Below are 13,771 nucleotides of genomic sequence, written 5' to 3' on the forward strand. Positions count from 1 at the left end.
TTTTGCGTTAAGACTCCAGAATCTTTTTTTGTGTAATTTAGTTTTTAAAGTGTTTGTTAAACAGGCGGGGAACCATATCACTTTGAAACAATTTATAAAACGGATAAGGCGGATATCATGGTTACGCGTGCAGATAGAGACCCAATTGCTAATTGGTGGTGGACGATTGACCGCTCTGTCTTTGCAGCTTGTTTAATTTTAATGGGGATTGGCATTATGTTGTCTTTTGCTGCCAGCCCCACGATTGCAAAAAAAATCGGAATTGCTGATAGTTTTTATTTTGTTCGGTGGCATATCATTTTCAGCATTTCAGCATTTTTTACGATGGTGACCATTTCTTTTTTTTCAATTCCTAATATTCGTCGTTTATGTGCTCTTTTGCTTATTGTAACGCTTGCTCTTATGGTTGCAACCTTATTTTGGGGTCCAGAATTAAAGGGAGCACGGCGGTGGATTGTGCTCTTTGGTTTTTCTGTACAGGCTTCAGAGTTTATGAAGCCAGCTTTTGTGGTTATGTCCGCTTGGCTTTTTTCGGAACAGATACGCAGGAGGGGAATTCTAGGTTATACGTTAGCGATTGTACTTTATGGCATTTGTTGTGTGCTTCTGGTTTTGCAGCCTGATATTGGACAAACACTTTTAATAAGTGCAACATGGGGTGGTTTGTTTTTTATTGCTGGTGTGCCTCTAGCCGTTATTTTTCTCTTTCTCATTTTAGGTGCTGGAGGAATTGTTTTAGCTTATCTTTTTCTGTATCATGTGCGTGAGCGTATCAATGGTTTTTTGACAGGTGAAGGAGATACCTTTCAAGTAGATGTTGGACGTGAGGCTATTTTGAATGGTGGTTGGTTTGGGCAAGGTCCTGGGGAGGGAACAGTAAAACGTATTATTCCTGATAGCCATACAGATTTTGTATTTTCCGTTGCTGCTGAAGAATATGGTATTATTCTTTGTTTATTAATTATGATGCTTTTTGGTTTTATCGTTATGCGTTCATTGTATATAGCAATGAATACACGTGATTGCTTTATACGTCTTGGTATTACTGGCATAGCAATGATGATTGGCTTTCAATCAGCTATTAATATGGCCGTTAATCTTCACTTAATTCCTCCAAAAGGCATGACATTGCCTTTTATTTCTTATGGTGGTTCTTCGATGGTGGCGATTGCGTTTTCAATGGGCATTTTGCTCAGTTTAACACGTCGTTGGCCAGAAGCACGCCTTTCAGCTTTTTCTTCCTCTTCTGTCTTGGATACGCCTTATGAATGATAAAAAAGTTATTGTTTTGGTGGCTGGTGGTACAGGTGGACATCTTTTTCCTGCTGAGTCCCTTGGTGTTGAATTAAGGGAGCGTGGATATGATGTTCATTTAATAACAGATGAAAGAGCACGCCCTTTTGTTCGGTGCTTTGATGAAGAGCATACACATATCGTTTCATCGGCAACATTTATACGCCGCCATCCTTTTGCTCTGATAAAGACGTTTTGGTCTTTACTAAGGGGAATGGGGCAATCGTTGGCGTTGTTTTATAAATTACGTCCTGTTCTTGTTGGAGGATTTGGGGGATATCCGAGCTTTCCTCCTCTTTTTATTGCGGCTTTAACAAAGCGTGTGACATTTATTCATGAACAAAATGCTGTTATGGGGCGTGCCAATCGGATGTTGGCAATTTTTGTGCGTGCAATCGCTGGTGGTTTGTTGTCGCCAAATGGCGCTTATGCCCATAAAATGCTTTTAACGGGGAATCCTGTCCGTGAGGCTGTGCTGAAGGCGGCCGAAATTCCTTATCATTCTTCAGAGGGGGAAACGCCATTTAATTTTTTGATTTTTGGTGGTAGCCAAGGGGCTTCTGCTTTTTCACATATTGTTCCAGAAGCCATTGCGTTACTCGATGATAAGAACCGTAAACGCTTGCGAATTGTACAGCAAGTTCGCGGTGAAGCAGGAGGGTTGATCAAAATCTATCGTGATATGGGCGTACAAGCAGAGGTTGCTCCTTTCTTTGATGATATGGCTGAACGTATGGCACATGCTCATTTTATTTTGTCGCGCGCTGGGGCTTCATCCGTTTGTGAGATAGCGGTGATTGGTAGACCTGCTTTGCTTGTTCCCTATCCCCATGCTTTAGATCATGATCAGGCTGCCAATGCAGCTCTGCTTGCTCGTGTAGGTGGTGCGCAAATTGTATCAGAAAAAGATTTAAATGCACAAAAGCTTTCTTCTCTTTTAATGCACGCTTGTTGTGCGCCCCATTTATTAGAAAAACAAGCGCTTGCTGCAAAAAAAGTTGGGCAACCTCATGCAACCCGTTGCCTTGCTGATATGGCTGAATCCTTAATTGCAGGGCGATTGTTGTCAGATATAAAAGAGGAGCTTTTTAATGAAAATGCCACTTGATATAGGCGTTATCCATTTTATCGGAATCGGGGGGATCGGTATGAGTGGAATTGCGGAGGTTTTTTATAATCTTGGCTATAAAGTTCAAGGGTCAGATCAAGTTGAAAGTGCAAATGTTGAACGTTTACGGAAAAAAGGAATTAACGTTCATATAGGTCATTGTGCTGAAAACTTAGGGAATGCAGAGGTTGTTGTTTTTTCTACTGCCGTTAAAAAAACAAATCCTGAGTATATTGCTGCAAAGGAAAGACATTTGCCGCTTGTCAGACGTGCAGAAATGCTGGCGGAGCTGATGCGGTTTCGGCGTGCAATTGCAGTGGGTGGTACACATGGTAAAACAACAACCACATCAATGGTCGCAGCCCTTCTTGATGCTGGTCATTTTGATCCAGTGGTGATTAATGGCGGTATTATTAATGCTTATGGTACGAATTCTCGTACAGGAGATGGCGATTGGATGATTGTTGAAGCTGATGAAAGTGATGGTACATTTTTAAAGCTGCCTGCTGATATTGCTGTTATTACTAATATTGACGCTGAGCATTTGGATCATTATGGAAGTTTTGATGCTGTGCGTGAGGCTTTTCGGCAATTCGTAGAAAATGTTCCTTTTTATGGTTTTGCTGTTTTGTGTCTTGATCATCCAGAGGTTCAGTCATTGGCGGGCCGTATTGATGATCGTTGGGTGATCACTTATGGTAAAAATCCACAAGCGGATGTTCGTTTTCTTAATCTTTCGATGGATGGTCAAAAAACGCATTTTGATGTTCTTGTTCGCTCACGCAAAACAGGAAGAAAGATTGAGTTAAAAAATTTGCTTTTGCCCATGGCAGGGCAGCATAATGTTGCCAATGCAACGGCGGCGATTGCTATTGCGCATGAACTTGGCATTTCAAATGAAGCTATAAAAAGAGGCTTAGCAGAATTTGGCGGAGTAAAACGGCGTTTTACGCAAACAGGAAATTGGCATGGCGTTGAAATATTTGATGATTATGGCCATCATCCTGTTGAAATAAAGGCTGTTTTGCGTGCAGCACGTGAGAGCGCAAAAGGACGCGTAATTGCAATTGCTCAGCCCCATCGTTATTCACGTTTGTATCATTTATTTGATGATTTTGCTACTTGCTTTAATGATGCAGATACAGTGTTGATTACACCCGTTTATGCGGCTGGTGAAGAGCCTATCGTAGGGTTTGGTTCTCAAGAATTGGTAGAGCATATTAAAATGGCTGGTCATCGTGATGTGCGCTTAATACATGGTCTGGAAGATGTTGTGTCTATTGTCTCAACATTTGCTCAGGCAGAGGATTATGTGGTTTTTCTTGGTGCAGGCAATATCACACAATGGGCGTGTGCATTGCCTCATCAGTTGTCGGTACTTGATGGTCATGATAAATTTTCAGCACATTGATGGTGAGGCGTTATTGGCGCAATTGCAACCACTGTTGGGGGGTATAAGAGGCAAGCTTACACCTAATGTTGAGATGCGTAAGGTGACGTGGTTTCGCACTGGTGGGTTGGCAGAACTTTTTTATCAGCCTGTTGATGAGGAAGATTTAGCTCTTTTTCTTCAAAATTTGCCTGAATTTATTCCTGTAACAATTGTAGGAATAGGTTCTAATCTGCTGGTGCGTGATGGGGGTGTTCCTGGTGTTGTGATTCGTCTTTCGCCAAAAGGTTTTGGGCAAGTGCAACAAGTTTCTCCAAAACGTTTTTTAGTTGGTGCAGGTACGGCCGATAAACATTTAGCTACCGCTGCTTTAAAGGCAGAAATCGCGGGTTTTCATTTTTATCACGGTATTCCTGGTGGTCTTGGAGGGGCACTCAAAATGAATGCGGGTGCAAATGGTGTTGAAACCGCAGCACGTGTTGTTGAGGTTTATGCGCTGGATCGTAAAGGAAAACGTCATATTTTGAGTTTGAAAGATATGCATTATTCCTATCGCCATTGTGATATTCCTGAAGGGTTTATTTTTACTGCTGCTTTATTAGAAGGACAAACCGGTAATAAAGATGATATTCGTGCTGCTATGGATGAAGTTGCCCTCCATAGGGAAACAGTGCAACCTATTCGTGAAAAGACCGGTGGATCAACTTTTAGAAATCCTGAGAATATATCTGCGTGGCGCGTGATTGATGAGGCAGGGTGTCGTGGTTTACGGATTGGTGGTGCTCAGATGAGCGAAATGCACTGTAATTTTATGATCAATACAGGGCAAGCAACAGGATATGATCTTGAAGCATTGGGAGAAACAGTGCGTGCACGTGTTTTTGCACATTCAGCCCACCTTTTACAATGGGAAATAGAGCGTATTGGTCAATTTGAGCGTGGTCGAAGTGTTCCTCCTTTTGATCCATTTCATTGATTTATTGTTCACTAAAAAAGTGAAAATAAAAAATTGAGTCATTTCAAAGAGATAATAAAAAATTTCTATTAAGAATCAATAAATTAACAAAGAATCTCTTGCATCAAGCTTTTGAGTCTGATTCATTATGCAAAATGCTAGGTTATTGATTCGCAAGGATAAACTTTGTTTTTTCCTGTATGTGGTGCTGATGTATTCTATATAGACTACATATAGTATGCGAAAGAGGGTGATTTATTATGAAAGATAAACATATAGCTGTATTAATGGGAGGTTTTTCTTCTGAACGGTCTGTAAGTTTATCTTCAGGGGCGGCTTGTGCTGATGTTCTAGAGGTGCAGGGGTATCGCGTGAGCCGCGTGGATGTTGACGCTCATATTGCTTCTGTTCTTGAACAGTTGCAGCCTGATATTGCCTTCAATGCATTGCATGGTCCATTTGGTGAAGATGGCCGGATTCAAGGGATTCTTGAATATTTAAAAATTCCTTATACTCATTCTGGCGTGATGGCATCTGCTTTGGCAATGGATAAGGGACGTGCAAAAATTATCGTTGCAAATGTTGGGGTTTGTGTTGCTCCTTCTCGTATCATGAGCCGCTTTGCTTTGGGTCGAACACATCCCATGGAGCCTCCTTATGTAATTAAACCTGTGTGTGAAGGATCAAGTTTTGGTGTTGTCATTGTTCAAGGAAATGAAGCTGCGCCGCCGCATAATATTGGGGGAGCTGAGTGGGGATATGCGGATGAGGTAATGATTGAAAAATATATTCCTGGTCGTGAATTGACTTGTGCTGTTTTGGGGAACGAAGTGCTGGATGTGTGTGAAATTCTTCCCGATAAACACTTTCCATTCTACGATTATGACTCAAAATATAAAACGGGTGGTTCTCTTCACATTTGTCCTGCACAACTTTCACTAAATATTTACCAAAGTGTGCAAAGAATGTCTTTAGCAGCCCATCAGGCGATAGGGTGTCGAGGTGTTAGCCGTTCTGATTTTCGTTTTGATGAGAAAACAGGAGAATTGGTTTGGCTTGAAATTAATACGCAACCCGGTATGACATCGACGTCTCTTCTTCCTGATATTGCAAAAGCGAGCGGTCGTACTTATGGCGATATTGTTCAATGGATAGTGGAGGACGCATCATGCATGCGTTGAGTATTAATAAAACGAATATTCCGATGGAGGTGCTTTCAGTGCCGGCTTTGCCACGTCTTTATCGTCGTTTTCTTCGGTTTATGTTTGAGTTTGTTTTTGTCAATATTCATATTCCACGCCATTATGGCTCTTTTGCTGTTGTATGGTTTTTCTTGGTGACGGCCTTTTATGGGCTTTCATCAAGTGGTCAGATGGCTGTGATCGTAAACACGATAATATCAGATAGTGGTTTTGTGGTTGTAGATGTCGATATAAGAGGGAATAACCGCTTAGCAAAGCAGGATATTTTGAAAATTTTAAAACTTGATGTTGCATCCTCTATATTCACTTTTGATGTTGAAAGAGCACGCTCTCTTTTGGAAAAACAGCCTTGGGTTCAATCCGCTAATGTTCAGAAGATTTATCCTAATAGAATGCGGATTTCTATCGTGGAGCGTGAACCTTATGCCATTTGGCAACACGATGGCTTGGTCGATATCGTTGATTATACAGGTCGTGTCATTGTGCCCTTTAAAGGGAAAAATGTTTGGAATTTGCCGCTTGTGGTTGGGCAGGGGGCGCAAAATGCTGCTAAAGTGTTTATTCAAGCGCTGTTAGTTTATCCGGAAATATATAATCGTGTTCGTGCTTTCGTGCGGGTAGGGGATCGGCGTTGGGATCTTGTTTTGGATAACGGAATGCGCGTTATGTTGCCTGAAAGTGGTGCGCTTGAAAGGCTTTCTTCTCTTGTTTCGTCCGGTACAATGCAAGATCTTTTATCTCGCGATATTCTCAGTGTTGATTTACGTCTTGCTGATCGAATTACTGTTTCTTTATCAGATGAAACGTTGGAGCGTTATCATACTACTGTAGCAGAAGAAGAACGTATTTTAAAAGCGCGAAAGGCAGGAAGCCTATGACATTGCTCAGATCACATCATCTGGGGGGACGTAAAACACGTTATTTAACGGTTCTTGATATCGGTTCAAGTAAGATTGTTTGTCTTATTGCTTGTTTGCGTCCTTTGAAGCATGCGCACTATTTACATGGTCGTACACATTCTACGGAAATTCTGGGCTTTGGAGTGCAGCGTTCACGCGGTATTAAATCTGGTGTTGTGATGGATATGTTTGCAGCAGAGCAATCAATACGCTTGGCTGTTGATGCGGCAGAAAAAATGGCGGGTTTGGTGGTGGATTCAGTGATTGTGAATTTTTCCTCAAGTCGATTACAAAGTGCTTTGATTAATGGAAAGGTCCATTTGAATGGTCGTGAAGTCACCAAGCGTGATATGCGTATGGCCTTTTCAGATGTTTCGCGCAAAGCCTTTGATGCTGAACGTCATGTTATGCACTCAGTTCCAGTTTCTTATGTATTGGATGGAGATAAAGGAATTTTTGATCCTATTGGCATGGCAGGGGAAACATTTGGTGTTGATGTGCATGTGGTAACAGCAGAAACAGCATCTTTGCGTAATTTAGAAACTTGTATTAATCGTGCACATTTGAGTGTTGAAGCAATGGTTGCTACTCCCTTTGCAAGTGGTCTTGCTGTTTTGATGAATGATGAGGCGCGTTTAGGGGCTGCATGTATTGATTTTGGTGGTGGAACAACAACATTTTCAGTGTTTTTTGAGGGGAAATTTATTCATGCAGATGCTCTTGCTGTTGGGGGGCATCATGTCACTCTTGATGTTGCGCGCGGATTTTCTATGTCTTTAACAGAGGCGGAACGTTTAAAAGTTGTTTATGGTTCAGCACTTTTAACAAGTGCTGATGAGCGGCAAATGATTAATGTAGCAGAAATTGGGAGTGAACAGCGTGAAACTCAATATCCTCGCGCAGTTCTTGGGCGTATCATTCGTGCGCGTGTTGAAGAAATTTTAGAAATGGTCCGTGATTGTTTAAATCGTTCTGGTTTTGGTCACATCATTGGTAAACGTGTTATTTTGACTGGGGGAGCAAGCCAGTTAACAGGATTGCCAGAAATGGCACGTACTATATTAGGAAGAAATGTTCGTATCGGGCGGCCTTTAGGTATTTCGAGGCTTCCTTCTCTTGCAAAAGGGGCGGCGTTTACATCTGCTGTTGGGTTGTTAATTTATCCGCAATTGGTGGGTTTTGAAGAAAAAACAATGCAGGCGGCAGGAAATCATTTATCGATGGGCACGCGTGGGTATTTTCAGCGTGTTGGTCAGTGGTTGCGTGAGAGTTTTTAGTTAAGTCTAGTTGGATAAATTTCATCGCTTTGGCTTGCGGTGTCTTATGAGAAGGAAAAGAAAATGACGATTAATCTGCATCGGCCAGATATCGCGGAATTGAAGCCACGCATTACCGTTTTTGGTGTTGGAGGTGGTGGCGGGAATGCCGTGAATAATATGATAAATGCTGGTCTTCAGGGAGTTGACTTTGTTGTTGCAAATACGGATGCACAGGCTTTGGCTATGTCAAAGGCTGAACGTGTTATCCAACTTGGGGCAGCTGTGACAGAAGGTTTGGGTGCTGGTGCTTTACCGGAAGTTGGGCAAGCGGCGGCGGAGGAATGTATTGATGAAATTATTGATCATCTTGCAGACTCTCATATGGTTTTCATTACTGCTGGTATGGGGGGAGGAACTGGAACAGGAGCTGCTCCCGTTGTTGCTCGCGCAGCGCGTGAAAAAGGTATTTTGACTGTTGGTGTTGTGACAAAGCCATTTCAGTTTGAAGGGGCACGTCGTATGAAAACGGCAGAGGCTGGTATTGAAGAATTACAAAAGTCTGTCGATACATTGATTGTTATTCCCAATCAAAATCTTTTCCGTATTGCAAATGATAAGACAACATTTGCTGATGCTTTTGCTATGGCTGACCAAGTGCTTTATTCTGGTGTTGCTTCCATTACGGATTTGATGATTAAAGAGGGTTTGATTAACCTTGATTTTGCTGATGTTCGTTCTGTTATGCACGAAATGGGTCGAGCCATGATGGGAACCGGTGAGGCATCTGGTGATGGGCGTGCTTTGGCTGCTGCTGAAGCTGCTATTGCGAACCCATTGTTAGATGATACTTCTATGCGTGGGGCGCGTGGTTTACTGATTTCTATTACGGGTGGTCGTGATATGACTCTCTTTGAGGTTGATGAAGCTGCTAATCGTATTCGTGAAGAAGTGGACGCTGATGCAAATGTGATTTTTGGCGCTATTGATGATGAGTCATTGGAAGGTGTTATTCGTGTTTCTGTGGTTGCGACCGGTATCGATCGTGAAGTTAGTGATGTGGTTCAGTCCTCTCATCCTCAGATTCAAAGGCCTGCTTCTTCAATACGCAAAAGCGATCCTGGAACGTCACACAGTTCTTTTCATGTTCAATCATCGCCTCTGCGTTCTGAGTCAATGGTAGAAGTGATCGAATCACTTGAAATAGAGAAGGGTAAATCAACCGGAGAACAGTTCCGTCCCAAAAGTCAAATTTTTGCACATCCTGTAGAAGCAATGACGACACGAAGTGCGACGAGTGCTGTTGCGTATGGCTCAAATGCTGTTCAGGAACAGAAATTAAATGTGCCTCGTATGCAAGTAAGCCGCGGTTCTCAACAAGCGATGGCGGCTCCCGTGAGTATGGAGGCAACAGCGCATGTTCTTGATGAGATGACAGGGGTTGTGAAGCAAACAGAAAAGCCAGTGCAACCAAAACAAATGCAAGCGCGCGCTCCAATGCGTATGCCTGAGTTAAAGGATTTTCCTCCTGTTGCTCATGGACAAAGCCAAAGAACATTTGTGACTGATCAAGGTCCTCGTAATCTTTGGCAGCGTTTGAAACAGAGCTTGACACATCGTGAAGAAGCTGAGCCAGAAGCGAGGTTAGAGCCTGCTGTTAGATCGTCTCAGCAGAAAGAGTCTCATGTTTACAATAAAAACTCTCAGGCGCTTTCTCAAGATGCTTCTGTTTATGTTCCACGTCGTTCTGGTGAGCTGCATCCTCAGGTACCACAAGATCAGCGTACTTTTATAAGTGAAGAAGATCAGTTGGAAATACCAGCATTTTTACGTCGTCAGGCAAATTAATTGATGAAAAATGAGGTAAAGTAAGAAATTTTATTATTTCTTTAATGCTCAGTCAAAAATTATACAGTAAAATATATTACTGTTTTTTGAATAAAATACTTTGTTTAAAAAAAACCGCTTACAATAAGCGGTTTTTTTTTTATTATTTACTATGAATATTTTTTATAGTTTTATAAATTTTGTTAAAAGATGTACAAGCAATTTAATAAAATGATATGATGAGTTTAGTACCAAAATATCAGTCTACTCTTAAAAAAGCAGTAACATTTAAGGGGATTGGCGTTCATAGTGGCTGTTTGTCAGTGGTAAAGGTTTGTCCAGCGGATGTTGGGTGCGGTATTGTTTTTAAGCGTTGTGGATTAGACGGAACAGAGAAAATATTTCAAGCCCATGCATCGCAAACAGGAAAAACTGAATTATCAACAGTACTTGGAGATGGAGATGTAAGGGTTGAAACAATTGAACATTTGATGGCAGCAATTGCTGCTTATAATTTGGATAATCTTATTATTGAAGTGTCACATAATGAGATTCCTATTTTGGATGGTTCAGCGTGGCTATATTGCCAAGCTTTTGAAGATGTTGGTATTGTACAGCAAAATGCCTTGCGTTCTTATTTCATTATAAAAAAGCCGTTGCGGGTTGAAGGAGCTCATGGTGTTGCAGAGCTTTTGCCATTTAATGGACGTCGTTTTGATATAACGATCTCTTTTCCTTCTTCTGCTATTGGTAAGCAACATTTCAGTTTTGATCTTACCACACGAGGGTTTAGGGATGATTTGTCACGTGCGCGCACTTTTGGTTTTATCAAAGACGTGGAAGAATTAAGGCTTTCTGGAAAGGCGAGAGGTGCTTCTTTAGAAAATTCTCTTGTTATCGACCTTAATGATAAAATTTTAAATCCCGATGGTCCTTATTGGGAGAATGAATGTGTTCGGCACAAGATGCTTGATGCGATTGGTGATACTGCTTTGCTTGGTGCACCTTTTATTGGATTATTTCGTTCTTATTGTAGTGGGCATAGAATTAATGCGCAATTGGTGAAGGCTGTTTTGGCAGACGAATCATATTACGAAAAAAGCTTTTTAGGGAAAGAGTAAAAAAATTGACAAGATTTTTTTATTATTTATTTGATTTTTAAGGGGATGATTGACCTGAACTGCTAAATTGGTTATGTGGATTTTATAGTGATATGGTATAAAACCTTTGATAAATTGTTTTTGCTACAAGGTGATATTCTGTGGAGGCCGGAAAAAATATGAAAAAATCTCATGTGTGCATTGGAAATATGACATATAGAAAATCTAACATTGTACGCAAGATATTGGGGGTGGTGCTTTTGGGAAGCACTTGTATGTTAGCGGGATGCCTCTTTAAAGAGAAAAAGACCCTTGATCCATCTGCTTATGTTTTGAAAATAGAGCCGCCAGATGTTCTCTATAATCAAGCGCTTGCTAGCCTTGAAAGTGGGCGGCTTGGGGACGCATCGAAAAAGTTTTTGAAGATTGAAAAACAGTACGCTTATACAGATTGGGGGCGCAAATCTCTTGTGATGGGTGCTTTTACTAATTATCGACTCGGAAAGTATGATGATTCAATTAGTATGGCTCAACGCTATATTACGCTTTATCCAGGGTCGACTGACTCGGCTTATGCGTACTATATTATTGGTCTTTCTTCTTTCCGTCGGATTCCTGATGTTACGCGTGATCAACGTGACACGAAACGTGCTATTGCTGCTATGCAGCTTCTTATAGAGCGTTATCCTAATTCTGAGTATGTCAAGGATGCTAAGGATAAAATCCGTTTTGGTCGCGAACAGCTAGCTGGTAAAGAAATGCAGATTGGCCGCTATTATGAAGAGGGGCGGCGCTATCTTGCGGCAAGTAGACGGTTTCGTACCGTGGTTGAAGAGTATTCTGATACAAATCAAATTGAAGAAGCACTTTTCCGCTTAACGGAAGTTAACTTAGCTCTCGGCTTAACGGCAGAAGCACAGACGGCAGCAGCTATTTTAGGACGTAATTATCCCAAAAGTGAGTGGTATAAATTTTCTTATAATCTCTTGCAGAAGAATAAAATATCGCCACGTGAGCATAAATCTTCTTGGATCTCAAATGCTTTAGGTGGTGATAAGAAGAGGGTACGTTGATTCTCTATGTTGGTACAGCTTTCGATTCATAATATTGTTTTGATCGAAACGCTCGATATTCATTTTACAGCGGGGTTGACGGTTTTAACTGGAGAAACGGGTGCGGGGAAGTCTATTCTCCTTGATGCTTTATCACTTGCTCTAGGGGGGCGGGGTGATGCTTCGCTTGTGCGTCATGGGGTTGACCGCGGGCAGGTTACAGCTGTTTTTGATGTGTCTGTTTCACATCCTGCACGTCAACTTATTCGTGAGAATGGTCTTGATGATGAGGGTGATATTATTTTACGACGTGTGCAATCAAGTGATGGACGTAGCCGTGTTTTTATCAATGATCAGGTGTCTAGTGTTGCATTGATGCGGAGTGTTGGCCGTTTGTTGGTTGAAATCCACGGACAACATGATGATCGTGCGCTTGTTGATGTTGCTACACATCGCCAATTATTAGATGCCTTTGGTGGTCTTGAAGATGAAGTGGAAAATTTGCGTCAGTGTTATCACACATGGCGTGAATTTGAGGAGCGTTTGCAACGGCAGCGTCTTAAAGTAGAGAGTGCTGTACGGGAGGTTGATTATCTTCGTGCGTGTGTAGAAGAGCTTGAAAAGCTTGATTTTAAAATTGGTGAAGAGGAAGCTCTTTCTCTTCGTCGTGCTGATATGCTTAAATTAGAAAAAATAGCGACAGATATTAAAGAAGCGGATGATCTTTTAACGGGTCAAAAATCACCAATTCCAGTGCTTTCTAATTTGGTGAGGCGTTTGGAGCGGAAAATTCCTGAGGCGCAAGAACTTATTGCACCAGTGGTGAAATCTATTGATGAGGCATTGCATGCACTTGCAACAGCACAAGAAGGTATTGAGACGGCAATACGAGCATTAGATTTTGAACCTGATGAATTGGAACGGATAGAAGAGCGTCTTTTTTCTCTTCGGGGTTTTGCTCGTAAATATCAAGTTTCTGCGGATGAATTGATTCAGTTACGCGATAAAATGGACGCAGAACTCGCTGATTTTGAAGAGGCTCAGACTATATTGACACGTTTTGAAGATGAGGCAAAGCAGGCAAAGAAAAATTATGATATGTTAGCACAAGCGTTGTCAATAAAACGTCAAGAGGTTGCAAAACACTTGTCTGAAAGCGTGATGGCTGAGTTGCCGGCATTGAAATTAGAGAGGGCCGAGTTTATTGTTGAAATGCAAAGTGATGTGGAAAGGCGGAGTGCAGAGGGATGTGATCGTATTGAATATTGGGTGCGAACAAATCCTGGAACACGAGCTGGACCGATGCTTAGTGTGGCTTCTGGCGGTGAATTGTCTCGTTTTTTGTTGGCATTAAAAGTTGTTTTGTCTGATCGAGGATCAGCACCGACGCTGATCTTTGATGAAATTGATACAGGTGTTGGGGGGGCTGTTGCAGCGGCTATTGGACAACGGTTGCAACGCTTATCAGAACGTGTTCAGGTTTTTGCTATTACGCATGCACCACAGGTTGCATCGAAAGCGCATGGTCATTTTCTTATTTCGAAAATTGAGAGTCATGATAAAGGACGCTTTGTTACTGCTATTCATAAAATGGAAGAGCATGAACGTGCAGAAGAAATTGCTCGTATGTTGGCAGGAGAACAGATTACTGAAGAAGCGCGTGCAGCGGCTCAAAAGCTTCTCGCATAA

At 41.7% G+C, this 13,771-nt stretch carries 11 protein-coding genes; all 11 read left to right on the forward strand.

Going from position 1 to position 13,771, the window contains the following annotated elements; translation table 11 throughout:
* The first annotated feature begins 117 nt into the window (after positions 1-117).
* The 11 genes from ACFIML_RS04970 (at position 118) to recN (ending at position 13,771) form a co-directional block, all read left to right on the forward strand.
* A complete protein-coding gene (locus ACFIML_RS04970; RefSeq protein WP_375606967.1) occupies positions 118-1,272 on the forward strand; it encodes an FtsW/RodA/SpoVE family cell cycle protein in 1,155 nt (384 codons plus the stop codon).
* Entirely contained in the window at positions 1,265-2,401 is a 1,137-nt protein-coding gene (locus ACFIML_RS04975) for a UDP-N-acetylglucosamine--N-acetylmuramyl-(pentapeptide) pyrophosphoryl-undecaprenol N-acetylglucosamine transferase (protein WP_375608233.1), read from the forward strand. The genes ACFIML_RS04970 and ACFIML_RS04975 overlap by 8 nt, the downstream gene beginning before the upstream one ends.
* Positions 2,385-3,812, forward strand: coding sequence for a UDP-N-acetylmuramate--L-alanine ligase (gene murC / locus ACFIML_RS04980; RefSeq protein ID WP_375687525.1), 1,428 nt, complete (start codon positions 2,385-2,387; stop codon positions 3,810-3,812). The genes ACFIML_RS04975 and murC overlap by 17 nt, the downstream gene beginning before the upstream one ends.
* Complete coding sequence (gene murB, locus ACFIML_RS04985; RefSeq protein ID WP_375606970.1) at positions 3,790-4,767, forward strand: UDP-N-acetylmuramate dehydrogenase; 978 nt, start codon at positions 3,790-3,792, stop codon at positions 4,765-4,767. The genes murC and murB overlap by 23 nt, the downstream gene beginning before the upstream one ends.
* Positions 4,768-5,006: 239 nt before the next feature.
* Positions 5,007-5,927 (forward strand): D-alanine--D-alanine ligase, encoded by a 921-nt coding sequence (locus tag ACFIML_RS04990; protein ID WP_375687527.1) that lies wholly within the window; start codon positions 5,007-5,009, stop codon positions 5,925-5,927.
* Positions 5,915-6,826, forward strand: coding sequence for a cell division protein FtsQ/DivIB (locus ACFIML_RS04995; RefSeq protein WP_375687549.1), 912 nt, complete (start codon positions 5,915-5,917; stop codon positions 6,824-6,826). The genes ACFIML_RS04990 and ACFIML_RS04995 overlap by 13 nt, the downstream gene beginning before the upstream one ends.
* Complete coding sequence (gene ftsA, locus ACFIML_RS05000) at positions 6,823-8,124, forward strand: cell division protein FtsA (protein WP_375608236.1); 1,302 nt, start codon at positions 6,823-6,825, stop codon at positions 8,122-8,124. Before ACFIML_RS04995 ends, ftsA begins: the two co-directional genes overlap by 4 nt.
* Positions 8,125-8,187: 63 nt before the next feature.
* A complete protein-coding gene (ftsZ, locus tag ACFIML_RS05005; RefSeq protein WP_375606973.1) occupies positions 8,188-9,951 on the forward strand; it encodes a cell division protein FtsZ in 1,764 nt (587 codons plus the stop codon).
* Between the two features lie 215 nt (positions 9,952-10,166).
* Entirely contained in the window at positions 10,167-11,051 is an 885-nt protein-coding gene (gene lpxC / locus ACFIML_RS05010) for a UDP-3-O-acyl-N-acetylglucosamine deacetylase (RefSeq protein WP_375687529.1), read from the forward strand.
* Positions 11,052-11,209: 158 nt separating this feature from the next.
* Complete coding sequence (locus tag ACFIML_RS05015) at positions 11,210-12,103, forward strand: outer membrane protein assembly factor BamD (protein ID WP_273790773.1); 894 nt, start codon at positions 11,210-11,212, stop codon at positions 12,101-12,103.
* Between the two features lie 6 nt (positions 12,104-12,109).
* Positions 12,110-13,771, forward strand: a complete 1,662-nt coding sequence (gene recN, locus ACFIML_RS05020) for a DNA repair protein RecN (protein ID WP_375687531.1) — start codon at positions 12,110-12,112, stop codon at positions 13,769-13,771.

Source organism: Bartonella sp. AC62GZZY (assembly GCF_042196525.1).
GTDB lineage: Bacteria > Pseudomonadota > Alphaproteobacteria > Rhizobiales > Rhizobiaceae > Bartonella.